Genomic DNA, 24,040 nt, shown 5'->3' on the forward strand with positions numbered 1-24,040 from the left:
GAAGGTGAAGCGGGAGTCCTGCCGGTTCCCGCCGTGCCGGTCAGGCCGACCGCCGCGCCCATGACGAGCGCGGCGATCGGCGGCTGATGATCGCCGCTTGTGTCAGCGGCCTCTCACCCGTACTTCGGCGAGGACCAGCGGGTTGGTGCCCGAGGCGAGCTGGATCCGTACGTACCGGCCGGACGTGCCGGCGGGCAGTTTGGTGCTGCTGGGCCGCCCGGCCTGCTCCTGCACGTGTACGGCGGTCACGCCCGGCGCGGTGCGGGCCTCCTCCAGCCCGTCCGCGATGATCGGCTGGTCGGAGGAGATCACCCAGTAGTCCCGCAACCGGTCACCGCAGCAGTCGGTGCGGTTCCAGATCTCCACGCTGTCCAGACTGGCCGAGGCTCCGAGGTCGACCTGCCACCAGGCTTCGTTGGCCGGTTCCGCGGTGTGGCTGACCGAGCCGCTCCAGAAGTCGCCGTTCGTGTCGCCGTCCACGGCCCGTGCGGCCGGAGCGTCGTAGCCGGTGCTCTTCTGGGTGGCCGGCTTGCCCTGGGCCAGGTTGGGCAGCGCCACCGAGACGGGGACCGGGTACGGCGCGCGCAACCGGCCCGACCTGAGCGTCGCCCGCATCGGCAGCGCGGCGGGCTCGGCCCCGGCCGGGACGGTCACGGTGACGGGCACGTCGGCGCTCGCCCCGCCCGCCAGGTTGCCGATCCTGGTGCTCGCCGGGCTCACCGTCCAGCCTTCGGGCGCGGTGAGGTCCAGCGAGGCCCCGCGCAGCGGCTTGGAGCCGGGGTTGGTGACGGTCACCTTGCCGCTGAAGGTCTCACCGGCCTGTACGAACTCGGGCAGATCGGTGCCGAAGCGCGGCAGGGCCGACACACCGGGCGTCTCGATCTTGAAGGAGTAGGCGTACTGCCCGGTCTCGGCGGGGGTGGTGACGACCACCCGGCCCTGCTCGTCGCGCTGCCACCGCAGCGGGCCGCTGTCGGAGCCGAGCAGCGTGATGCGCGTCCCGGGGCCGACCGGCACGTCCGCGCCCAGGGTGAGCTGCTCGCCCGGCCACTTCAGCGCGGTCGCGTAGAGGACGCCGTCCTTGACGGTGTACCGGAGGTCGTCCGGACCGCCCTTCTCCTCGGCCCGGTTCCAGTACGTGGTGCCGTACATGGCCTCGCCGTTGACCTTCAGCCAGGAGCCCATGTCCAGCAGCCGTTCCCGCTGCACGTCGGGGATGGTGCCGTCGGCCTTCGGGCCCACGTCCAGCAGCAGGTTGCCGTTCTTGCTGACGATGTCCACGAAGGAGTCCACGAGCTGGTCGGAGCTCAGGTAGTCCTCGACGGGCTCGTTCTGGTTGTAGCCGTAGGAGTGCGCGATGCCGCGGCTGGACTCCCACTTGACCGGGTCGATGTCCGGCTTGACGGAGTACTCGGGCGTCTGGAAGTCCAGTTCGTGGCTCTCCAGCGCGCCGCTCTCGATCTTGCACCGGTTGGCGACCGCGACCTCCTTGCCCTTCTTGAGCGCCTTGTTGTAGTAGTCGGCGATCACGCCCGCGGTCTGCCACTGGGCGGCCGAGCGGTCCCACTGGCCGTCGCACCACAGGATGTCGGGGTCGTAGCCGTCGATCAGCTCGCGCATCTGCGGGAGCATGTAGTCCTTGACGTAGTCGCCGCTCTGCGGAGCCCCGGTGTACGGCACGGGCTGACCGGTGTACGGGTTGGTCGCCGGCTGGCCGGTGAACAGCGGGTTGTACCACTCCATGAGCGAGTAGTAGAAGCCCGCGCGCAGCTTCCCGTCGGCGCGGGCCGCGCTGAACAGCTCCTTCGCCAGGTCCCGCTTCGGGCCCATCGCCATGGTGTCGCGCTCGCTCACCTTGCTGTCCCACAGGGCGACGCCCTCGTGGTGCTTGGAGGTGAGGACGAAGTACTTGGCCCCGGCGTCGTTGAAGAGCTTGACCCAGTCGGCCGCGTTGAACTTCTCGGCCTTCCACTGCTCGGCGAAGCGGTCGTAGGAGAAGTCCTCTCCGTACGTGGCCCGGTGGTAGCGATTGGTCTCGTTACCCGGGGAGTTCATGTAGTACCAGTACCACTCGGCGTAACTGCCGCGCGGGCCCCACGCTGGGACGGAGTACGCGCCCCAATGGAGGAAGATGCCGAATTTATCGTTGTTGAACCACTTGGGGGTCGGATGACTGTTCAGTGATTCGACGGTCGGCTCGTACGGGCCTTCCGTTGATGCCAAGGCGGGAGAAGAGATACATCCGATGACAGTGAGCATCGAGGCGGCGAGAAGTCGGCGTAAGCGAGCCATGACCACTCCAAGGCGGGGGGAGACGTTGGAGGAAAGGTAGCCCGATCTCCAAGCCGACAGCAAGGGTTGTGCGAGCATTCATCCGATGTCTGGTGGGCGCTCACGAGCTTGCTCCACCCGTCGCCGCGCCCCAGCGCCATGGCGGGACGTCGGTGCTGGACAGGGTCTGCCCGCCGGAGGCCGCCGCGTACAACTGCTCCAGGACGGTGTTGGCCGCGAGCCCGGCCGCCCCGGTGATCGACCCGTGTTCCTTCAGCGTCGAGGGCACGATCGGCGGCGCCGGCCGTACCGTGCACAGGGTCTCGACGTGCCGGCGGAGCGGCTCCAGGAAGGTGTCGCCGGCACGCGCGTTGCCGCCGCCGACCACCACGATCTCGGGGTCGATCGCGAGCACGAGCGCGGCGATGCCGATCGCGATCTCCGCGCTGAACCGGTCGACCGCCTGGACGGCCGCCGCCTCGCCCTCGGCCGCGGCGGCGAACACCTCCTCGCGGTTGAGCCGCCGCCCGTCGGCGAGCCGTACGTCGTGCAGGAACTCCTGGGCGTGCTCCCAGCCGAGCTGCGGCAGCGCGCCGATCTCGCCGGCCGCGCCGTTCGCGCCGCGGACGACCATGCCGTTCAGCACGAGCCCCGCTCCCGTGCGGTTGCCCGAGTGCACGTAGATCATCGAGGTCGCGTCGGTGGCGCTGCCCTTCCACGCCTCGGCGAACGCGGCCAGGTTCGAGTCGTTCTCCACCGCGATCGGGCACTCGAAGTGCGGTTCCAGCGCCGCGCGCACGCTGAACCCGGCCCAGCCCTCCGCCCCCTTGGTGATGACGTCCTGGTAGACCACGGCGGGCACGGCCACGCCGATCGCCCACGCCTCGGCACGCCCGCGGCCCTGCTCGGCGAGCAGCCGATCGACGACCTTCACCGCGGCGGCGACGAGGTCGCGGGGCGTCTCGGAGACGGACGAGGCGACCGACCCCGAGCTCAGCACCTCGCCGTTCAGGTCGGCGATCTCGGCCCTGGTGGTGTGCTGGCCGATGTCGACGCCGGCCACGACCGCCGCCTCGGCGCGGAAGCGGTAGCGGCTGGCCGGCCTTCCGGCGCCGGTCGGGGCCAGCGGCTCGACCGGGGCGGCCCAGCCGAGCGTGACGAGGTTGGCGACGACGGAGTCCGCGGCGGTCTTCGAGAGCCCCGTGGCCTGGGCGACCATCGGAATGGTGAGCGGTTCCTGCCGGATCGCCTCGATCACGGCCAGCGAGTTCAGGCGGCGCAGCCGCGACTGGTCTCCGGCGCGGTGCAGCAGGCTCTTTTCACGTCCGATCAGCACGCTCATCCACAACCCTCTCGGTTCCCGCGGCGCCAGGTTGACGCACGGAGTACGAACAAGCCTCTTCCATTAATACAGAAACTGTCTTTATTATTGCGCATCGCAGCCCCCCTCCGCGTCGCACGGCCCTCCGTGGACGCCTGCCCCAAGAAGGAAGCAGCAATGCGCAAGTGCATCCGCGTAGTGGCCGCCGTCGGCGCGCTCCTCGCCCTGAGTGCGTGCGGCACGAAGATCCAGGGCGGCGGGTCCTCGGACGCCGCGTCCGGCCCGGCGGCGAAACCGCTGGTCTACTGGGGGAAGTGGGCCAAGGGCACCCCGCAGGCCACGCTCTTCGAGAACGTCATCGCCGACTACGCCAAGGAGACCGGCGTCAAGGTCGACGTGCAGTGGCTCGGCAAGGCCCAGGAAGAGCAGATCAAGAACGCGATCGCGACCGGCGAGGGGCCCGACTTCTTCGACACGGCGATCGACCACACCGCCGAGTTCCGCGCCGCCGGCGCGCTCGGCGACATGTCGGCCGTCTTCAAGGCCAAGATCCCCGGCGAGAACACCACGATCGAGGAGGTCCTGCCGAAGAGCGTGCTGAAGGCGATCAGCGACGACAAGGGCTACGGGTTCGTCCCCCACAGCGTCTTCTCCGTGGGCCTCTGGTACGACGCCGCCCGCTACCCCGACTTCGCCACCACCCCGCCCAAGACCTTCGGCGACCTCCTCGCCGTCGCAGGCAAGGAGAAGGCCGCGGGGCGCCGGCCGATCGCGCTCGACGGCACGGTCAACTCCTACAACGCGTTCTGGCTCTACCAGCTGCTGCTCTCGACGGCCGGCCCCGGCACGCTGCGGCAGCTCGCCGAGGACCCCGCCGCCTGGGACCGCCCCGAGGTGAAGCGGGCGGTGACCGAGCTTGAGTCGTTCGTGAAGGCCGGGCTCTTCCAGCCCGACTACATGGCCACCAAGTTCCCCGACGCCCAGAACGCATGGGCGGCCGGCGACCACACCTTCAACCTGAACGGCACCTGGCTCGGCAGCGAGACGGCCTCGCTGCGCGCCCAGGCGGTCAAGCCGCGCATCATCTCGTTGCCCCCGGTCGACGCCTCGAAGAGTTCGGCGGTCACGATCGGCGCGCTCGGATGGGGCGTGAACCCGAAGTCGACGAACCAGCAGGCGGTCGCCGACTTCCTGGCGTTCGCGATGCAGAAGAAGTACATCGACCGGATCGCGACCGACGCCGGGAACATCCCGTCGCGCGGCGACTCCCCGGCTCCCGAGGAGCTCACCTCGATCCAGGAGTCGATCCGCGCCGCGACGGAGGTCAGCCTCGACTTCGACGGCGTCGCCACGGTGGCGCCCAAGTGGTTCAACGACGTCTTCCTCCCGCTCGACGACAAGCTCATCGGCGGCTCGATCGGCGCCGGGAAGTTCCTGGCCGACGGCAAGGCGCAGACCGCCGAGCTGGGAGAGTAGTGGTCGCGGACACCGTGGCGCGGCCCGCGGCACGCCGAGGGCGGGCCGAGGTCGCCGGCGGCGCCCTGGACGGCGAGCGCCGCCGGCTGTACCTCCCGCTGCTGCTGCCGGCACTGATCGCCTACCTGCTCTTCTTCGTTCTGCCGTCGATCTTCGGCGTCGTGCTCAGTTTCGCCGAATGGTCGGGGCTGGGCACCGAGTTCTCCTGGGTCGGCCTGGCCAATTACGCCGAACTCCTGTCGAGCCGGATGTTCCTGTCGTCGTTCCTGAACACCGTCCTGCTGACGTCGATCGTCGGGGTGGCGCTCTTCCTCATCGCGGTCGCCGCGATGGTCGCGCTGCGCACCGCCCGCGCCGGCGCCTTCATCCGATCGGCCGTCTTCCTGCCGTTCATGATCTCACCGATCGCGGTCGGTCTCGCGGTCTCGTTCCTCTTCAACCCGAAGGGCATGGTGAACAGCCTCCTCGGGCTGGCCGGGCTGGACGCGCTGCGCCAGCCCTGGCTCGGACCCGAGCTGATCTTCCAGGTGATCATGGCCGGGGTCGTGTGGAGCGCCGCGGGCTTCTACGTCGTCCTGGTGATGTCCGCGGTCGACGGGATCCCGCCGAGCCTGTACGAGGTGGCCCGCATCGAGGGCGCGACCCTGATCCAGCAGTTCAGGTACGTCACCCTCCCGCTGACCCGGGACATGATCGCGACCGCGGCGGCCCTGTGGGCGATCGCCGGCATCAAGACGTTCGAGATCGTCATCGCCTTCGTCGGCACGGCGGGCACCCCGCCGCTCGAAGCGCGCACCCTCGCCGTCGAGCAGTACCTGCGGGTCACGGGCGGACGCGTCGGCGGCATGGCCCAGCTCGGCGAGGCGGCCGCCATCGGGGTGGTCATGACGGCCATCACCGTCGGGCTGATCGTGTCGTCCCGCCGCATCCAGCGGCGCGACCGGCTGGAGTGGTCATGACCGGCCCCGCGCGCCGCCGTACGGCCGAGGCTTTCGGCGCCTCGGCGATCCTGCTGATCAGGGCCGGTCTGTGGCTCTGGGTGCTGGTCAACCTCGCCATGGTCGTCTGGGTCGTGCTGAACTCGGTCAAGACCTCGCGGGAGATCTTCGCCGACCCCGTGGGACTGCCCGGCACCTGGATGTGGGAGAACTTCGCCACCGCCTGGTCGACCTCGGGCCTCGGGGCCGCGACGGTCAACTCGGTGATCCTCGTGACCGTCTCGGTCGCGCTTGTCATGGGGCTCAGCATCCCGGCCGCGTACGCGGTGGCCCGGCTGGGCGGACGGTCGAGCGGGCCGGTCGCGACCTTCTTCGCCGTCGGGATGAGCATCCCGTTCCAGGCGTTCGCCGTTCCGATGGTGCTCATCAGCGTCGGCCTGTCGCGGTTCATGATCGACTGGATCACGGGGGCGTGGGATCCGCGCATCACCGTCGCGCTCTTCTACGTCGTGCTGAGCCTGCCGTTCAGCGTCTTCGTGCTCATCGGCTACTTCCGGTCGCTGCCCGGCGAGCTGGAGGAGGCCGCGGCCCTCGACGGCGCGACGCCGTTCAGGACCTTCTGGCAGATCATGGTCCCGCTCGCCAGGCCCGGCATCACGACCGTGGCCGTGCTGAACGTGCTGAGCCTGTGGAACGAGACCGTGATCGTGCTGATGCTGGTGCCGAACCAGCGCATGCAGACGCTGAACGTCGCGCTGCTCAACTTCTACTCCAACATGCAATACACCTCGAACTGGGGCGGTCTGTTCGCCGGCGTCGTCATCGTCGTGCTCCCGATGATCGTGATCTACCTCTGGTTCGGCCGCCGCATCGTGAGCGGCATGACGCAAGGCATCGGCAAATGACCGGCAATCACGCGGAAACGGATGGTCACCACATGCACGGAACGGTCGGACTCATCGGCGCGGGCGGCATCGCCAACGCGCATCTCCCGGCCTGGCTGGACCTCGGCTACGACGTCGTGGTCTTCTCCGTCGCCGATGACGCGGAACAGCTCATCGGCCGGCACGGCGGCGGGCGGCCCGTGGCCGATCTGGCGGCGCTGTTCGACGCGGCCGACGTCGTCGACATCTGCACGCCGACGCACACCCACCGCGAGCTGGCGCTGGCCGCCCTCGAACACGGTCTCCCCACGGTGTGCGAGAAACCCCTGACCCGTACGCTCGGGGAGGCCGAGGATCTCGTCGCGCGGTTCGCCGAGGCCGGGGTGCCGCTCTTCCCCGCCCACGTCGTACGGTACTTCGCCGAGTACGAGGAACTGTGGCACGCGGTGACGCGCGGCGACGTGGGCCGGGTCGGCGTGCAACGCCACACCCGGCAGGGACGCAGCCCGCGCAGCGGCTGGTACCTCGACGAGCGGCTTTCGGGCGGTGTGCTCCTCGACCTCATGATCCACGACATCGACGTCGCCCGCTGGATCGGCGGCGACGTCGAGCGGGTGTTCGCCCGTACGAACGTCGTGGACGGCAGCCAGAGCACCCAGGCGTTCCTGACGCACGCCGGGGGCGCGATCTCGGTGCTCACCGCGACCTGGACCACCGCCCCGATCGAGTTCCGGACACACTTCGAGGTCGCGGGCTCCGACGGCGTCCTGCACGGCGACTCCGACGAGCGCCGCACCTTCCGCTACCAGGGGCACGCCGAGCCCGGCGGGGACCTCCTGCCCGACTTCTCCCCTCTGACCAGTCCCTATCGCGCCGAGCTCGGCGATTTCGTCCACTCCATCGCGACCGGCGCCGCGCCGAGGGTCACCGCCCTCGACGGCCTTGAGGCCATGCGCATCGCCGACGCCGTGGCCCGCTCGGCCGCCAGTGGCCTGCCCGTCGACCTTCAGCCCGCCTTGGAAGAGGTCTCTGCCGCATGAGAATCGGAATCCTCTCGTTCGCCCACCTGCACGCGACCGAGTACGCCGCCGCGCTGCGCCGCGCCGGAGTCGTCGAGATCGCGGCCTGCGACGCCGGCCATGCCGCCCGCTCCGCCGGGGAGCCCGGCGGCCGCGCGCTCGCCGACACACTCGGCGTCGGCTACTTCGAGACCGAGGAGGACCTCTGGGCGTGGCGGCCGGACGGTGTCGTGATCTGCGCCGAGAACGTCAGGCACCGCGAGCTCGCGGTACGCGCCGCGGCCGAGGGCGTGCACGTGCTCTGCGAGAAGCCGCTGGCGACCTCGCTCGCGGACGCGGCCGAGATGCTCGAAGCCGCGCGCGCCGCGGGGACCGTGCTGATGACGGCGTTCCCGGTCAGGTTCGCCCCGGCCTACGCCGACCTGCGCGCGGCCGTACGACGCGGCGACCTCGGCCGGATCGTCTCCATCGCGGCCACGAACTGCGGCGGTGTGCCCACGACCAGGGCCTGGTTCGTCGATCCGGCGCTGAGCGGCGGCGGCGCCCTGACCGACCACGTCGTGCACGTGGCCGACCTGCTCGCCGACCTCCTGGACGAGGACCCGGCCGAGGTGTACGCGATCGCCAACACGATCCCGAACCCGGACCGGAACGGCGACCCCGTACCGGTCGAGACGGCCGGGCTGGTCTCGCTGCGCTACCGCGACGGCGCCATCGCCTCGATCGACTGCTCCTGGTCGCGCCCGCCCGGCCGGCCCGACGCCGGGGACCTGGTCACGCTGACCGTCATCGGCACCGAGGGGGTGGCCGAGATCGCGCCCTTCGCCGACGTCCTCACCGGCTGGAACAGCCGTGGCGCGGTCGCCTCCGGGTACGGCGCGCCCCTCGACGACCTGCTGATCCGCGCCTTCCTGGACGCGGTGCGCACCGGCGAGGCCCGCCAGCCGGACGCGCTGGCGGGCTACCGCACCGTCGCGCTCGTCGAGGCGGCGTACCGGTCGCTGACCGAGACGGCCCCCGTGCGCCTTGAGATGGAGAACCGATGAGCAGCCGCCTGCTCGGCGCCGCCCTGTCCGTCGCGGTCGCCGCCGCCCTGGCCGTCCTGCCCGGCCACGCCGCCGCTGCGACCGCCGCCGAGACCGCGACCCCGCGTACGACCGTGACCTTCACCGACACGTACGAGGTGCTGCACGGCAATCCGTACACCGGCACCGCCTTCGACATCAACTCGCCCAAGCCCGCCGGCGGACGCGGCTGGGTGTTCGCCGACGACCCGGCGATCACCGCGTTCATCGACGGCAAGGAGAAGATCCCCGACGAGGCGGACATCGTCCGGCTGCAGATCGCGTGGGCCGACTTCGAGCCCGAGGACGACGCCTTCACCTGGGACCGCCTGGACGCGTTCATGAAGCGCGTCGTCGAGCAGGGCAAGACCGTGGAGTTCCAGCTCCTCATGTCCGAGGCGCCCGACATCAAGAACGACCCGAGCGTCTTCGCCTACGAGTACCCGCCCGCCTGGCTCTTCGACCAGCTCGGCGCGGGGTTCCGGCTCGCGCCGTACAACACGGTCTACAAGTCGCGGCAGCCGATCTACCACGACCCGATCTACCTCGCCGAGCTCAAGGAGGCGGTCGGCGCCTTCGCCGCCCGCTACGACGCGAACCCGGGGATGGCCTGGGTCGACCTGCGCGCCTTCGCGCTGTTCGGCGAGTGGTCGGGCTGGAACGACGCGATGAACTTCCCGTGGCCCGACAACGCCACCCGTTCGAAGACGCTGCGCGCGATCATGGACATCTACGCCGAGGCGTTCACCCGGACGATGGTCATGATGCCGAACCCCGGCGCGGACGTGGTCACGACCGACCCCGACGCCGACACCCAGGCCAAACGGTACGTCGCGTTCGGCTACGAGCAGGCCGCCCGCAACGAGAACTGGGGCCTGCGGTCCGACACCGTGAACAGCGCGTTCCCCTGGATGCAGTACGGGACCGGCAGCGAGAACGTGTGGGTCAACCGCAAGCTCCGCCGCGACCTCATCCAGGTCTCGGAGGGAGCGGGCTGGGACAGCGGGATCATGCTGAACAACCCGCGGCTCGTCGTCAAGAACGCGCTGGAGGGCTACCACTCCAACCTCCAGGGCATCAACAACACGAGCTTCGCGCAGTGGCAGGCGATGAAGGACGCGTACGGCGAGTGGTTCACGACGCTCGGGCGCTACTCCGGCTACCGGTTCCTCATGCCGCGGGCGACGTACGACTCCCAGGTCGCGCCCGGCGGCGCGTTCACGCTCGCCCACACCTGGACCAACAACGGCGTCGGCTTCAGCCCGCGCAAGTACCCGCTGGAGGTGCGCTTCACCGACCGTGCCACGGGCGAGGTGGTGTGGCGCGGCACCGACGCCTCGCTCGACCAGACGAAGTGGTTCAAGGGGGACGTACGCGAACTGCGGTCGGCGTTCACGCTGCCCGCCGGCGTCCCGGCCGGGACGTACGACGTCGGCATCGCCATGCTCGGCGACGACGGCAAGCCGCGCATCGAGCTGGCCATGCCGGACGGCGTGGGCAAGGTGTACCCGATCGGCACGATCAAGGTCGTCCCCGAGGTCGCGCCGGCTGCGCCGACCGCCGCACCGCTCACCCAGTTCAAGATCGAGAACGAGGACTACACCGAGGCCAAGGGCGCGTACGGCGTCGAAGCCCCGCCCGAGGGCGGCTTCGGCTCGCTCTACCTGGACGAGGCCGGCGAGTGGGCCGAGTACGACAACGTCGTGGTGCCCGCGAGCGGGACCTACCGGGCCGAGTTCCGCCTCTCGTCCGAGCAGGGCAACCGCTTCCGCGTCGAGGTCGACGGCCGGGACGCGCTGGGCCCGATCACCGTGCCCGACTCCGGCGGCTACAACGTCTACCGGACGATCGAGCGCGAGCTCACCCTGCCCGAGGGCCGCCACACGATCCGGATCGTCCGCGAGGACGGCCGCTGGTTCTTCATGAACTGGATGCGGTTCACGCACGAGCGGCCCGAGTCGATCACGATCCAGGCCGAGCGGCCCACGGCCCAGGAGGGGGTCTGGCTCGCCGCGGAGGACGCGGTCAGCGACGACGGCACCCCCGGCGTCTCCGTCGTCGACACCGGCGACTGGCTGCGCTACGACGGGGTCGAGATCCCCGCGAGCGGCGACTACCTCCTGCAGTTCCAGTACTCCACCGTCAACGCCGACCCGCTGAGGTTCAGGGTCGAGGTCGACGGGACCGACGTCTCGGGCGAGCTGAGCCTGCGCGACACGGGCGGGGTCAACCGGATCCGGACCGAGGACTTCGTCGTCCCGCTGACCGCCGGCAGCCATTCGGTCAAGGTGGTGTGGATCGAGGCCCACTCCAACATCGTGTGGAACCGCATGCGCCTCGACCTCCAGGGCGCCGCCGAGCAGACGATCGAGGCGGAGCAGTACACCATGCAGTGGAACCTGGGCCAGGAATGGGGTTGGAAGGGGGCCGACACCGGCGTCGTCGTGGGCACGTACCAGGGGGCCGGCGGGCCCGTACGGGCGGTCGGCCGCGTCGACGAGGGCGACTACCTGCGCTACGAGAACGTCTTCGCCCCGCACACCGGGCTCTACCGGGTCGGGTTCACCGCCGCCTCCGGCAAGGCCACCTCCTTCCGCTTCGAGGTCGACGGCGACCGGTACCCGGTGCACGTGCCGGACACCGGCGGCGACGGCCACTTCACGACCGTCGGCACCTGGGTGAAGCTGACCGCGGGCACGCACACGTTCCGGATCGTCGCCGAGGGGACGGGCCTGCTGCTCGACGCGTTCACCGTCACCGCGGGCACCGCCGCGACCAAGGCGCTCGTCGCGACCGGCGCCGCCTCGCTCAAGGCGGGCGACACCGCCACGATCACCACCGAGGCCGTCAGCGCCGACGGCAGCCGTACCCCGGTCTCCGACGGCGTCAGCTACGTCAGCTCCGACCCGTCGGTCGCCACCGTGGACGCGCACGGCGTGGTCAAGGCGGTGGCCTGGGGATCGACGACCATCACGGCGATCTACGACGGCCTGTCGGACGGCTACCCGCTGACCGTCACCGACCCCACGCTGCTCCTCACCTACGTCAACGACGACGACCGGCGGGTGACGTACACCGGGGCCTTCGGCGTGGACCGGGGCCGCGGGCTCGGCGACTACGGCGACGACGTGCACTACTCCACCGAGAAGGGCGACCACGCCGAGCTCACCTTCACCGGCACCGGCATCAGCTTCCTCACCGAGCGCTACACCGACATGGGGGTCGTCGACCTCTACGTCGACGGCGAACTGCGGGCCTCGGCGGACTGCTACGGCCCGGTCCGCCAGGGGCAGCAGCGGGTGTTCCGGCTGAGCGGCCTCGAACTGGGCGAGCACACGATCCGCGTGGTGAACAAGCAGAGCGCCGCCGACACCGGACGGATCGCCATCGTGGACGCGTTCGTCGTCGAGATGCCGCGCCCCTGGGCCGACGGCGCCGAACTCACCGTCGGGAAGAAGCCGGCGTCGGTGAAGCTCACCTGGCCCAGGTCGCCGATCGCGACCGGCTACGCCGTGTTCGACGGTGACACCGAGGTCGCCCGCGTCAAGGCGAACAAGACCAAGGCGACGGTCGGCTCGCTCGTGCCGGGCTCGACGCACACCTTCACGGTACGGCCGGTGTTGCCGGGCGGGACGACGCTGTCGTTCGGGCTGACGGCCGAGGTGACGCTGTGACCTCCTTGCGGAAGGGCACGCTCCGGATCGAGGGAGCCGCCGACCCGGTCTCCGGGGTGTTGCCGATCCTGTCCGGCGTACGCCCCACCACCGGGGACGGCGTGGGCGCCGACGACGAGATGCGCCGGAACCTGGCCTACGGCCGGCCGCACTCGCTCGTGCCCTACACCCGGCAGTGGGGGTACGACCGCGAGCGCGCCGAGCGCGAGCTGCCCACGGTGGTCCTGGAGAACGACCTGCTCACCGCGACGTTCCTGCCGGGATACGGCGGGCGCCTGTGGTCGCTCGTCCACCGGCCCAGCGGCAGGGAACTGCTGCACCGCAACCCGATACTCCAGCCCGCCAACCTCGCGCTGCGGGACGCGTGGATCGCCGGCGGGGTGGAGTGGAACCTGGGCACGACCGGGCACTGGCCGCTGACCTGCGAGCCGCTGCACGCGGTCCGGGTGACCGCCGCCGACGGGACGCCGGTGTTGCGGATGTTCGAGTTCGAGCGGCTGCGGCGGCTGATCGTGCGGATCGACGCCTGGTTACCCGCCGGGTCGCCGGTGCTCTACGTGCACGTCTCCCTCCACAACCCCTCCGACCAGGTCACGCCGGTCTACTGGTGGTCCAACATCGCCGTACCGGAGAGCGCGGGCGTACGGGTGCTCAGCCCGGCCGACCGTGCCTTCCACTTCGACTACGTGAGCGATCTGCGGCATGTGGACTTCCCCGGCACGGACGGCGCCGACCGCAGTTACCCGGCGCGGGCCGTCCGGGCGGCCGACTACTTCCTGGACCTGCCGGAAGGGGCACGCCGCTGGATCGCGGCCCTGGACGAGGCCGGGTCGGGGCTCGTCCAGACCTCCACCGGCGGGCTGCGTGGCCGCAAGCTGTTCTGCTGGGGATCGACGGCCGGCGGCCGGCACTGGCAGGAGTGGTTGTCCGGTCCCGGCTCGCCGTACCTGGAGATCCAGGCGGGGCTGGCCAGGACCCAGCTGGAGCACCTGCCGATGCCCGGCGGCGCGACCTGGTCCTGGACCGAGGCGTACGGGCGGCTCGACGTCGAGCCGGCGGCCGTGCACGGGAGCTGGCGGGAGGCGTGCGAGGCGACGGCCGAGGCCCTGGACCGGCTCGTCCCGCCCGAGCGGCTGGACGAGGCGCTAGGGGAGGCGGCGGCCTTCGGGCCGCACGAGGAGTGGCTCGCCGAGGGCTCCGGCTGGGGCGGCCTTGAGGGGTACGCCGGTTTCCCGCCGCCGGGCCCCGCGCAGGCACCCTGGCAGGAGTTGCTCTCCACTGGGCGCCTGCCGGTCTGCGACCCGCCCGCGCCGCCGATCACCGGCCGGCGCTGGCGGGAGGCGCTGGAGAAGAGCGCCGACGACTGGCACGCGTACTACCACCTGGGCCTGATGCGCCTGGCCGACGGTGAGGACGACGCCGCCCGCGCCGCCTGCGAGCTCTCCGCCGGCGCGCGCAGGACCCCGTGGGCGCTGCGGGTCCTGGCCTTCCTCGCCGCGTCGCCGGAGGAGGCGGCCGACCTCATGCTCGAAGCGCACCGGCTCCGCCCGGACCTGCGGGAACTGGCCGTCGAGACGCTCGACGCGCTGCTCGTGTCCGGGCGGTGCGAAGCGGCGCTCGCCCTGATCGAGGCGCTGCCGTACCGCGGTCACGGCCGGATCCGGCTGGCCGAGGCGAGGGCGGCGCACGCGATCGGCGACGACGACCGCCTGCGCCGCCTGCTGGCGGAGGGCGTCCAGGTCGACGACGTGCGCGAGGGGGAGGTCTCGCTCGACCGGCTCTGGCTGGCGGTGCATCCCGGCGAGCCCGTCCCGGCCCGGTACGACTTCCGCATGAGCGACGCGGGGTCATCCACCTAGATCGACGGCTGCATCTCGCGGAGGGCCCTTCCTCAGGGCTCTCCGCCCCCGGCCGTCCACGGGGCACCGCCGAAGGAACGTCGGTAGGCGGCGGGTGTGGTGCGTACCAGAGAGTGGAAGCGCCGGCGGAGGTTGGCGGCCGAGGACAGGCCGACCTTGACCGCGATCGTCTCCACGGGGAGATCGGTCTCCTCCAGCAGCGCCCGGGCCGCCGTGACGCGCTGCTGGAGCAGCCATCGGCCCGGGCTGACACCGAGCTGTTCGGCGAACCGGCGGGCGAGGGTCCGCGAGGAGACCTGGGCGCGTGCGGCGAGGTCGTCGATGGTGAGGGGGGCGTACAGCCGTTCGGTGGCCCAGTCGAGGACCGGGGCCAGGGACTCCGGCGGGCGTTCGGCGGGGGGCGCGGTGCTGTACTGCAGTTGCCCGCCCTCGCGGTGCGGCGGCATGACCATGTGGCGGGCGACGTGCGCGGCGTAGGCGGCGCCGTGGTCGGTACGGGCCAGGTGCAGGCACAGGTCGATGCCGGCGGCGGTGCCCGCGCTGGTGGCGATGTCGCCCAGGTCGACGTACAGGGTGTCGGGTTCGACCTGTACGTCGGGAAAGCGGGCCGCGAACTCGGCGGCGAGCCGCCAATGGGTGGTCGCCCTGCGGTGATCGAGCAGCCCCGCCTCGGCGAGCAGGAAGGCGCCCGAGCAGATCGCGACCATGCGGGCGCCACGCCGGTGGGCCCGCCGGACCGCGTCCAGCACGGCCCGTGGCGCCGCTTCGTCGCGGCTGTGCCATCCGGGGATCACCACCGTGTCGGCGGTCTCCAGTGCGGAAAGTCCCTCGTTGACCGCCATGTCGTAGCCCGCCAGGGTCGGTACGACTCCCGGACGTTCGGCGCACACCTGGAACGTGTAGCGGGCGGCCAGGCCGGGACGGCGTACCCCGAAGACCTCGGCGGCGCACGCCAGCTCGAACGTGGACTGTGGCGGCAACACCAGCGCGGCCACTCGCTGAACCCTCATGGCAAGAAAATACCCGTAGACGTCAATCCAGACACTGGGCGGGAGACGACGTCCGCCGCGACGATGGGGGCATGACGCAAGATTCGAGTGATGTCCAGATCCTGAACGTCGACGAGGTCGAGCCGGTCGAGGTCGTTCCCGGGATCATCAGGCGGCGCCTGCCCGCCACCGACTGGGCCCGCGGCTGGATGTACGACTTCGCCCCCGGCACCGAATGGCCCGAGGTGGACGTGCACGAGGGCGAGGAACGCTACTACGTGATCTCGGGCGAGTTCATCGACCGGGGACAGCGGCTCGGGCCGGGCAGCTACGTCGTGTTCGCGCCGGGCAGCACACATCGCCCGCGTACCGAGACCGGCGCCCGCATGCTGGGCATCAGCATCCTCACCCCGTAGCCGCCGAGGCCGCTCCAACAGATCCTCAACGCATCCTCAACGCCCCCGCCCCATGCTCGTCCCAGGGACACGAGCCACGTGAAAGGGGACCGCGAGATGACGCACATCGTCGCGAAGGCCGCGGCAATTCTCGGCGGGGGCGGCCTGTCACTCGTCCTGCTGGCCACCGCCGCGCACGCCACGGCCGCCGCTCCGCCGCATCGCGTCAGGGCGAGCTGCACGATGAGCGACGGCCAGAAGGCGACCTTCGAGCTGAAGTACCGGACGTCCGGCGGGTATCACCGCGTCTCCGACATCCTCTACAGCTGGAACTCCGAGGTGCCGATCCGCCTGAGGACCGGACACCTCCGTCTGATGGTCGAACGGCGCGGCAGTGACAGGAAGGTCTTCGAGGAGACGCTGCACGAGAAGGAGACCTCCAACGACGTCTCCTACGACCTCGTCGTCGACGTCAAGGTCCCGGCCGCGCGGAAGCTCTACCTCGTCGTCGACTCCACGTACGTGAAGAAGGGCAGAACGCTGCGCTGCGCGGGACGCACCGCCGGAGTCTGACGCCGCACACGTGCCACTGGGCGATCAGACCTCCCCGGTCAGGAGCTGGTGGAGGGTCCGGCAGGCCCGGGTCAGCGAGGTCGAACCGGGTTTCCCCGCCTGCGCTGCCACCTCGGGGATCTCGCCCCGCGCGCCGGTCCACATGGCGACGTCGATGGCCAGCAGGACGGCGTCGGTGTGCGGGCGCCGGGCCCGTTCGCCCGTTCTCGGGAGGAAGACGGCCAGGAAGTGGCGCAGGATCGTCCACACCTCGGCGTGCGCGCCCTGCCTGGCGGCCAGTTCCAGCGAGGGCAACGCGGGGTCGGCCTCGTACCGGGTGCGGCGGCCCAGCAGGCCCAGCAGGCGGCCCGTCTCGGCGGCGGGGAGCACGTTCCCGGCCGCCAGCCGGAGCAGCGGGGGCACCGCGTCGTCGCCCTGCACGGTGAGGAAGTAGGCCAGCACCAGGGCCGTCGCCGGACCGGACGCGCCCTTGGCCCGGGCCAGCTCGCGGAGGTCGTCGATCCCGACGTCGGGCGGGTCGAACCGGTCGATCAGGCCGATCGCGAGATGGGCCGCCGCGAGCTCCCGATGGTGGGGTGTCATGCCGGGCCAGAAGTCCCGTGACTCGTGCCGGAACGTGCGCTCCCCGGGCGGGGCCAGCAGGGCGTCGAGGGCGTCGAGACCGGTGGGCTCGACGGGTTTCCAGCTCACGTTCGCGATGCCGCGCTGGTCGAGGACATGCTCGTCGTACGGCACGACCCGGGAGCCGAGGGCGAGGGTCCAGGTCAGCTCCACCTCCGGGGGCGGGGGCGCGCCGCGCTCGAACCAGCGGGCCACCACGGCGGCGGCCGCCGAGCCGATGGCCTTCGCGCGTTCGGCCAGGTCGGGAGCGGGATCGGGCGGGAGGCGCAGCAAGGCCTGGGCCACGTCCAGCGCGAGCGGTTCGCGGCCGGAGTCCGCGCATTCGGCCAGGCGGTCGAGCAGGGCCTCGGGGTCGAGGTGGCCGTCGGCGCGGGTGGGGGTGGCCAGCAGGACCGGCGGCAGGGCTCCCGCCTTCGCCGCACGCAGGAGCTCGTCGAGGCGGGACAGCAGGAAGGCGTGGGGACGGGCGCATCCCCGTACGTGGAGCCGGTTCCAGGGGGCGGACGCGGGCCGGCCCTCGGGGTCGTACGGGTCGTCCGGTTCGTACGGCTCGGCCTGGGCGTCGACCGTCCGCAGGAACTCCTCCTGGACGTGGTCGGGCAGCTCGTGCAGCGGGACGACCGTGCGGAGACCGGGGAGCAGCCGGAAGGCCGTGGCCGCGAGGTTCAGCATGCCGTCGTACAGGGCCTGCCCGAGGTCGCCGGACTGGCCCGGGGCGGCCCGTCGTTCCTCCGCGGACGGCCCGCGGTACGACGGGCGATGCCCCTGCGGCCCCGGATCCTCGCCGGGATTGACAAGTTCCCTGGCCAGCGCGGTGCACCAGTCACGAGGGGACTGCCACGTCGGCGCGTCGTAGAGCACCGGCCGCAGGTCCTCGCCGAACCGCCGGGCCAGCGTCTCCCGCAGGAGGCCCGGGTTCGTGTGCGTCTCCCGTACGACCGCCGCCAGCCACGCCTCGACCTCGATCCAGCCGGTCTCCACCGGCGGCCCGCTCTGCGGACCGGCGACGGGGAACGGCCCGGGTACGGTGACGTCGGGCAGGCGACCGGGCGTGAACTCGCTGGTCCAGCCCTCGGCGAACCGTTCGAGCAGCGGCCGGGCCGAGGACGCGGGCAGCAGTTCGGCCCCCTCCAGGATCGGGGCGGAGTCGGTCAGGTGGTCGGCGTGCTTGAGGGTGAGGGTGACCGCGCGGTCGCGTACCTCGTGGGAGGCGTGCGCGTACGCGTTGGTCAGCGCGGTGACGTGGTCGGCGATCCGTTCCGGGTGGCGTGCGAGGTCGCGGTCGAGCCAGGTCAGGCCCTTCACGGCGAGCTTGGCCTCCTGGCGGAAGGTCATCGCCTCGACGGCCTCGGCGGCGTCCGCCGGGTCGAGCCGCGCCCGGCACACCTGCCGCCAGGCCAGGTCGGCCACCGGGCCCGGCGCGACGGGCAACAACCGCAGGTAGTCGCGCAGCCGTACGGCCGACTCCTCCGGCGTGGGCGCCACGAGCGTGTGCAGCCGGACGAAGAAGCGCAGGTCCTGCGTGTCGCCGCCGCGCAGGAAACGGCTCACGCAGCCGGTGATGACCTGCTCGCGCGGCAACGTACGGGCGGCCAGGCCCAGCCAGTGGGACGGTCTCGGGGTGAGCGATTCGCCGGCCAGCGCCCGGCCCGCGCCCGCCGCGTCGAAGATCTTCGCGAGCAGGTGGGGCGTCAGCGGGTCCGCGTCCACGGTCGTCGCCGACAACCAGGCCGCCACCAGCGGTTCGTGGTCGGGCGGGGTGGCCTCGGCGGCGCGCAGCAGCGACAGGGCCAGCGGCACGACCCGGTCGTCGGGACGGCGGACGCGGCGCGCGAGGCGTACCGCCAGATCGGCCCGCCAGGCCGCCGGACGGCCGGAGACCGCCCGCACCAGCGGGCGCGGGTCCGGCGCGCCGGCCCAGCGGGGATTGAGGTCCCGCTTCATCAGCCAGGTGACCGCCCCGGCCGGGCCGGGAACGGTCGCCGCGCCCACCATCATCAGCAGCTCGGACCAGCCGGCGACCTGGTCGTCGCCGGTCCGGCCGAAGGCGTCCCAGCCGACGGCGGCGACCGGCAGCGGGCTCTCGCGGAGCTCGGCGAGCAGGCCGGGCAGCTCGGCGGCGACGGCGGCCCGCTCGGCGTCGGTGAGCGCAGGCAACCGCGAGGCCAGCCCCTCGACGTCGCGGCCGAACACGAGATTCCTGATCTCGGCACGGATGTCGGAGGTCATGACGTGGCTCCGGTGAGTTGGGCGTGCAGGCGCTTGCATTCGTGCACGAACCGGGTTCTACGGCCACTCCGCGCGAACTCGCCGACGACCGGGAGCTCCCCGCGTGCGCCGGTCCAGCCCGCGACGTCGGCGGCGAAGGCGACGAGTTCGGTGTGGGTCACGGTGACGCGCCGCCCCTCGCCCGGCAACATCCCGGGCAGCAGGGCGCGCAGGACGCGCCACACCTCGTGGTGCCCGCCGGCGTCGGCCAGCGCGGTCAGCGCCGCGACGGCGGCCCGGGTCTCCCGCCAGGTGCGGCGCAGCGTCAGCGCGAGCTGCCGCCCGATCGCCTCGGCGGGCAGGTCGCCCCTGGCGGCCATGCTCAGGACCAGCGGAATCAGGTCGGGCGCGTTGTCGGCCAGGAGGAAGGCGAGGATCGCCGCCGTGGACTCGCCCAGCGGGCCCTGGGCGATCTCCAGGCCGGCGACCTGCGCCGGGGTCACCCACGTGCCCCAATGGCCACGCGGGAGCAAGGGCAGGAAGTTGACGGCCACGACCTCGCGGTGGGAGGGGAGCATGGCGGGCCACGCCCCGACCGTGCCGCCGAACTCGTCGACCGTCCAGTCGAACGGCTGGCGCAGCAGCACCTCGTCGATCAGCCGATGGCCGGTCGGAGCCGTCATCCGCAGCACGGGCTGGAGTCTGACCTGGGTGAAGTGTTCCGGCTCGTCGTCGCCGAACTCGACCATGGACGCGTCCACCATGTGGCGCCACACGTGGCCGCACTCGGGGTCGGCCATGCCGCCACCGGCGAGCCAGCGGGCGGCCGAGCGCGCCGCCTGCGATTCGACCTTGGCGGCCCGGTCGGCCGCGGCCGGGTGGCTGCCCCGGGGCAGGCGCAGCAGCGCCTGGGCCAGGTCGGCCGGGAGCGGCTCCACGCCGGCGGCGGCGCACGTCTCCAACCGGTCGGCCAGCACGTCGGGGTCGAGATGGCCGCTCATCCAGGTCGGCGTGGCCAGCAGCACCGGCGGCAGGGTGCCGTCGCGCAGCGCCTCGGCCAGCTCCGCGTAGCGGTGCAGCAGGAAGTCGTGGGGCGGGGAGACTCGATTGGGGTGGGGGAGCTGGTTGCGGCGCCGCCACTCGTCGTGCTCGGGCAGTTCCCTGGGCATGAACGAACGCAGCCGGGGCGGTACGAACGCGACGGTCACCTGGACGAGCGGCTCGTCCGGACCCCGCGGGGGCACCTGGCCGCCCGCCCGCATCGCCGCCATCCGCGTATGGTCCACGCCGAGCTCGGCCATGCACTCGTAGGCGCGGCTGAGGATGAAGGCCGGCATGGCGGTCACGGAGTCGTCGTACCGGACGCCGGGTCTCAGCCGTACCGGCGGGTCGTCGTCGGCGGGGGAGTCGTTGAGGTGGATCCGGCCTTCGGAGAAGGGGATCTGGTGGTCGCCCTCGTGGGCCACCGCGCCCTGCGGGCCGTCGTCGCTGGTCCAGGTGATGAAGAAGGCGCGCAGCGGGGCGTCGTCGTCGAGGTAGCGGCCGGCCCGGTGGCCGCCGATGATCGTGAGCCGCCGGGGCGACGGCTCGGCGCCGGGCTCCTCACCAGGGGCGAGGCGGCGCACCTTCACGGAGTGGTGGGCGTCGTCCCAGAACCTCTCCGGCTCGATCGGCGGCAGTGCCGGCACGCTGCCGGGGGTGACGAGCTCGGAGACCAGCGCCGACTGCCAGTCGTCGGGGTCGATGCGCACCTCTTTGGACCGCCAGAAGCCCTGGTCCTGCTCGGCGTGGGGCTTGAGCTCGCGGCGCAGCCGCGCCCGGTCGAGGGTGATCCCGGTGACGAACGCCGCCAGCCAGCGTTCCTGGCCGATCCAGCGCTCGTGGTGGCCGGGGAAGATCGACGGCTCGGGGAACCGCCGCGCCTCGGGAGGCTCGGGCAGCGGCGGGAACTCCCTGGGCGCCGGCGCCTCCTCGACCGCGATCTCCCCGCCGAACCGCTCGGCCAGCTTCGCGCCCAGGCCGGCGGGCAGGTGGCCGACGCCGTCGCGGATCGCCTCGGTGTGACCGGCGAACAGGGCGGCGTGCTTCAGGGTCAGGCCGACCGCGCGGTCGCGTACGTCGAAGGACTTGTGCGCGTACGCCGTGGTCAGCGCGGGCACGAAGTCGGCGGCGGCCTCGGGGGTGGCCCGGATCGCCCGGTCGAGCCAGCGCAGGCCGACGGTGGCGAGCTTGGCCTCGTCGCGGAAGGTGAGCGCCTCGACCGCCTCCACCAGGTCGGCGTGGTCGAGCGGCATCGCCCCGCGTACCTGCCCGGCGGCCAGCTCGGCGACCGTGCCGGGAGCCGAGGGCAACAACCGCAGGTAGTCGCGCAGCCGTACGGCCGACTCCTGCGGCGTGGGCGCGACGAGCGTGTGCAGCCGTACGAAGAAGCGCAGGTCCTGGGCGTCGCCGCCGCGCAGGAAACGGCTCACGCAACCGTCGAGCACCTGCTCCCTGGGCAGCTCGCGGGCGGCGGCCAGCCAGCGGGTGGGCCGGGGCTCCAGCCGTTCGTCACGGAGGACGCGGCCCGCGCCGTCGGCGCTGAAGACCCGCGGCAGCAGTACGGAGGTCAGCGGGTCGTCGGCCACGCCCGGCGCGGACAACCAGGCGGCCACCAGCGGATCATGGTCGGGCGGTGTCGCGCCGGACTCGCGCAGCAGCGCCACGGCCAGCGGTGCGATGCGGTCGGCGGGACGGCGTATCCGCCGGGCCAGCCGGACCGCGACCTCGCGACGCCACTCCAGGGGACGGGCGGCCGCCACCCGGCACACCAGGCCGACGTCGGGGGCCTCGGCCCAGCGGCGGTTGACGTCGCGGCCGGCCATCCAGGTCACGGCGGCGGCCGGGCCGGCGATGACGCCGACGCCGGTCAGCAGCAGCGCGCCGGCCACCGTGTCGAGCAGTTCGCCGACCTCCCAGGTGGACAGCTCCTCGAAGTCGCCGGGATGCCGGGCGCGCACCCGCTCGGTACGGGCCTGGCGCAGCTCCTTGACGAGGCCGGGCAACCGTCCGCCCAGCTCGGCCCGCTCCTCCTCGGTGAGCGCGACCAGCCGGTCGGCCAGGCGGCGGACCTGGTTGCGGGTGACCAGGTCGCAGATCTCCGTCCAGAGGGTCATCGGGAGACCTCCACGGCGGCGCGGGCGACGATCCGGGCGGCCAGCACGTGCTTGCACGGCCCGCGGGAACCGCGATGGTCCCACCACCACTCGCAGGTGCACGAGCCGTCGGCCAGCGACACCTGGCGCAGGCCCCCCGAGGTGCGGACGGTGGCCGACCCGCCGTCGAGGCGCACGGCGCCCGCCTCGACGAGCTTGCGCGCCTTGGCCAGCCGCGGGTTGAGCAGGCTCACGTTGTCCCTGTCGTAGGGCAGCTCACGGTGGAAGTGGGCGGCGTCCGACAGGTCGTAGCCGACCCGGCCGGCGACGCCGAGCTGCGTCAGCGCGGCGCGTACGCGGTCGGCGGGGAGGCCCGACCGGTCGGCCAGCAGGCCGATCTCGACCTCGGGCTCGAAGTTGAGCAGCATGCCGACGACGTCGGCGTCGTCCTCGGCCTCGTCGGTGGCCAGGTCGTCGAGCACCGCGCCCTCGCCGGAGAAGCCGCGCCAGCGCTCGGGCGACAGGGTGAGCGTGTAGCGCATGCCCGGCAACTCCAGCTCCCAGGCGCAGGAGGAGGCGTCGGCCGGGCCGTAGACCCGGATGGACTTCGCGAAGCGGAGCAGCGGCAGGAGGGTGGCGAGCCGGTTGGGGCCGGCGAGCTGGACCGAGCCCGGGACCTGGCGGTCGCTGACCTTCAGGTCGCGCCCCGCCTGCGCCACCCACACCGTGCCCTTCTTGGGCAACCCGCGCAGGAACCGCACCGCCGCCATGCCGGTCAGCTCGCCGCGCTGGTCCATGCGCGAGGCGATGACCTGCACCTCGGCGAACCCGCGCAACCAGCGCTCGGGCAGCGGCACCTTCTTCTCCACCACCGCGCCGTCCATGGTGGTGACGACCAGCTCGTCGAGGCCCACTCCCAGGTGCAGCGGGTCGCGCGCGCCGATGCGCGCCAGCGCCTCCCGCAGCGGCGCGTTGACGTCGACGTTGGTGGTGCCCCGGTCGAACACCTCGCCGTCGAGCGCGCCGTTCAGCAGGTCGAGCCGGGCGTACACGCCGCCGCAGGCCGAGAACGACTCGAAGCGTAAGCGGTCTCCGTCGCACGTCACCACCGGGTCGCGTACCCAGCCGGGGCGCGACTGCGGCTGGTGGTAGCGGGCCAGCGCCACGTCGGCGACGCCGAGCAGGGCCGCCGCGGCGGGGGCCGCCCGGGTCACCACGCCGTCGAAGAACCGGGGAGCCACGGCCGGGCCGGACAGGGCCCGGCCGCCGGAGGTCGCCAGTCCGAGCCGGCCGTCGAGGAGGGAGGAGGGCGCGGCGTACGTGTACGCCTGCGTCGCTGAAGTCATGGCCGGGACAATAGATCTCCCCACCGACAAACCATCGGGGCGAGCGCGGGCTCAGACGGGCGGTGGCGCCGTGCTGGATCGGACGACCAGTCGCCGGACAGCGGCTCGGGGACCGGCCGCCCGGCCTCCTCCAGGACCAGCCGCCACGTCCGGGCGCGGCGCCGGGCGGCGAAGGCGGCGTCGCGCGTAAGGGCGGCTCAAGCATTACCCGTGCTATCGCGTCGGATCGCCGGGAGACGGGCAGCACCCTGGGAGGACGCGGTCCGGC

General features: G+C 72.2%; 15 protein-coding genes. 9 read left to right on the plus strand and 6 right to left on the minus strand.

Annotation, left to right across the window (positions count from 1 at the left end):
• Positions 1–102 precede the first annotated feature (102 nt).
• Together IEZ27_RS23155 and IEZ27_RS23160 are read right to left on the minus strand one after the other, a co-directional pair.
• Complete coding sequence (locus IEZ27_RS23155; protein ID WP_189649153.1) at positions 103–2,223, minus strand: alpha-L-fucosidase; 2,121 nt, start codon at positions 2,221–2,223, stop codon at positions 103–105.
• 169 nt (positions 2,224–2,392) lie between these two features.
• On the minus strand, positions 2,393–3,613 hold the full coding sequence (locus tag IEZ27_RS23160; RefSeq protein ID WP_189649154.1) for an ROK family protein: 1,221 nt from the start codon (positions 3,611–3,613) through the stop codon (positions 2,393–2,395).
• Between the two features lie 156 nt (positions 3,614–3,769).
• On the opposite strand from IEZ27_RS23160, the gene IEZ27_RS23165 reads away from it, so the two are divergent.
• Genes IEZ27_RS23165 through IEZ27_RS23195 form a run of 7 tightly spaced genes read left to right on the plus strand, consistent with a single transcriptional unit; the run spans position 3,770 to position 14,506 of the window.
• A complete protein-coding gene (locus tag IEZ27_RS23165; protein ID WP_189649155.1) occupies positions 3,770–5,068 on the plus strand; it encodes an ABC transporter substrate-binding protein in 1,299 nt (432 codons plus the stop codon).
• Positions 5,068–6,027 carry a carbohydrate ABC transporter permease gene (locus IEZ27_RS23170; RefSeq protein WP_189649156.1) on the plus strand — a complete coding sequence of 320 codons (960 nt, stop codon included), beginning with the start codon at positions 5,068–5,070 and terminating at the stop codon, positions 6,025–6,027. Before IEZ27_RS23165 ends, IEZ27_RS23170 begins: the two co-directional genes overlap by 1 nt.
• Entirely contained in the window at positions 6,024–6,911 is an 888-nt protein-coding gene (locus IEZ27_RS23175) for a carbohydrate ABC transporter permease (protein WP_125636096.1), read from the plus strand. The genes IEZ27_RS23170 and IEZ27_RS23175 overlap by 4 nt, the downstream gene beginning before the upstream one ends.
• 32 nt (positions 6,912–6,943) lie before the next feature.
• Positions 6,944–7,930 carry a Gfo/Idh/MocA family protein gene (locus IEZ27_RS23180; RefSeq protein WP_189649157.1) on the plus strand — a complete coding sequence of 329 codons (987 nt, stop codon included), beginning with the start codon at positions 6,944–6,946 and terminating at the stop codon, positions 7,928–7,930.
• Complete coding sequence (locus tag IEZ27_RS23185) at positions 7,927–8,955, plus strand: Gfo/Idh/MocA family protein (protein ID WP_189649158.1); 1,029 nt, start codon at positions 7,927–7,929, stop codon at positions 8,953–8,955. Before IEZ27_RS23180 ends, IEZ27_RS23185 begins: the two co-directional genes overlap by 4 nt.
• Entirely contained in the window at positions 8,952–12,647 is a 3,696-nt protein-coding gene (locus tag IEZ27_RS23190; RefSeq protein WP_189649159.1) for a carbohydrate-binding protein, read from the plus strand. Before IEZ27_RS23185 ends, IEZ27_RS23190 begins: the two co-directional genes overlap by 4 nt.
• On the plus strand, positions 12,644–14,506 hold the full coding sequence (locus IEZ27_RS23195) for a DUF5107 domain-containing protein (protein ID WP_189649160.1): 1,863 nt from the start codon (positions 12,644–12,646) through the stop codon (positions 14,504–14,506). Before IEZ27_RS23190 ends, IEZ27_RS23195 begins: the two co-directional genes overlap by 4 nt.
• Before the next feature lie 32 nt (positions 14,507–14,538).
• Here the strand turns inward: IEZ27_RS23195 and IEZ27_RS23200 are convergent, their stop codons facing one another.
• Positions 14,539–15,516, minus strand: coding sequence for a helix-turn-helix domain-containing protein (locus tag IEZ27_RS23200; protein WP_189649161.1), 978 nt, complete (start codon positions 15,514–15,516; stop codon positions 14,539–14,541).
• Between the two features lie 71 nt (positions 15,517–15,587).
• Between IEZ27_RS23200 and IEZ27_RS23205 the strand changes: the two genes are divergently transcribed.
• Together IEZ27_RS23205 and IEZ27_RS23210 are read left to right on the plus strand one after the other, a co-directional pair.
• On the plus strand, positions 15,588–15,911 hold the full coding sequence (locus IEZ27_RS23205) for a cupin domain-containing protein (protein WP_125636102.1): 324 nt from the start codon (positions 15,588–15,590) through the stop codon (positions 15,909–15,911).
• A gap of 96 nt (positions 15,912–16,007) precedes the next feature.
• Positions 16,008–16,463, plus strand: coding sequence for a hypothetical protein (locus IEZ27_RS23210; protein WP_189649162.1), 456 nt, complete (start codon positions 16,008–16,010; stop codon positions 16,461–16,463).
• A 24-nt stretch (positions 16,464–16,487) separates the two neighbouring features.
• On the opposite strand, the gene IEZ27_RS23215 is transcribed toward IEZ27_RS23210, so the two are convergent.
• From IEZ27_RS23215 to IEZ27_RS23225, 3 genes are read right to left on the minus strand one after another with little or no spacing between them, the layout of a single operon-like run.
• Positions 16,488–19,313 (minus strand): hypothetical protein, encoded by a 2,826-nt coding sequence (locus IEZ27_RS23215; protein WP_189649163.1) that lies wholly within the window; start codon positions 19,311–19,313, stop codon positions 16,488–16,490.
• Positions 19,310–22,447, minus strand: a complete 3,138-nt coding sequence (locus IEZ27_RS55010) for a DUF7824 domain-containing protein (protein ID WP_189649164.1) — start codon at positions 22,445–22,447, stop codon at positions 19,310–19,312. Before IEZ27_RS55010 ends, IEZ27_RS23215 begins: the two co-directional genes overlap by 4 nt.
• Positions 22,444–23,772 (minus strand): SWIM zinc finger family protein, encoded by a 1,329-nt coding sequence (locus tag IEZ27_RS23225; RefSeq protein ID WP_189649165.1) that lies wholly within the window; start codon positions 23,770–23,772, stop codon positions 22,444–22,446. Before IEZ27_RS23225 ends, IEZ27_RS55010 begins: the two co-directional genes overlap by 4 nt.
• Between the last annotated feature and the right edge of the window lie 268 nt (positions 23,773–24,040).

The sequence above is a fragment of the Nonomuraea spiralis genome (assembly GCF_014648435.1).
In the GTDB taxonomy this organism is placed as follows: Bacteria; Actinomycetota; Actinomycetes; order Streptosporangiales; family Streptosporangiaceae; genus Nonomuraea; species Nonomuraea spiralis.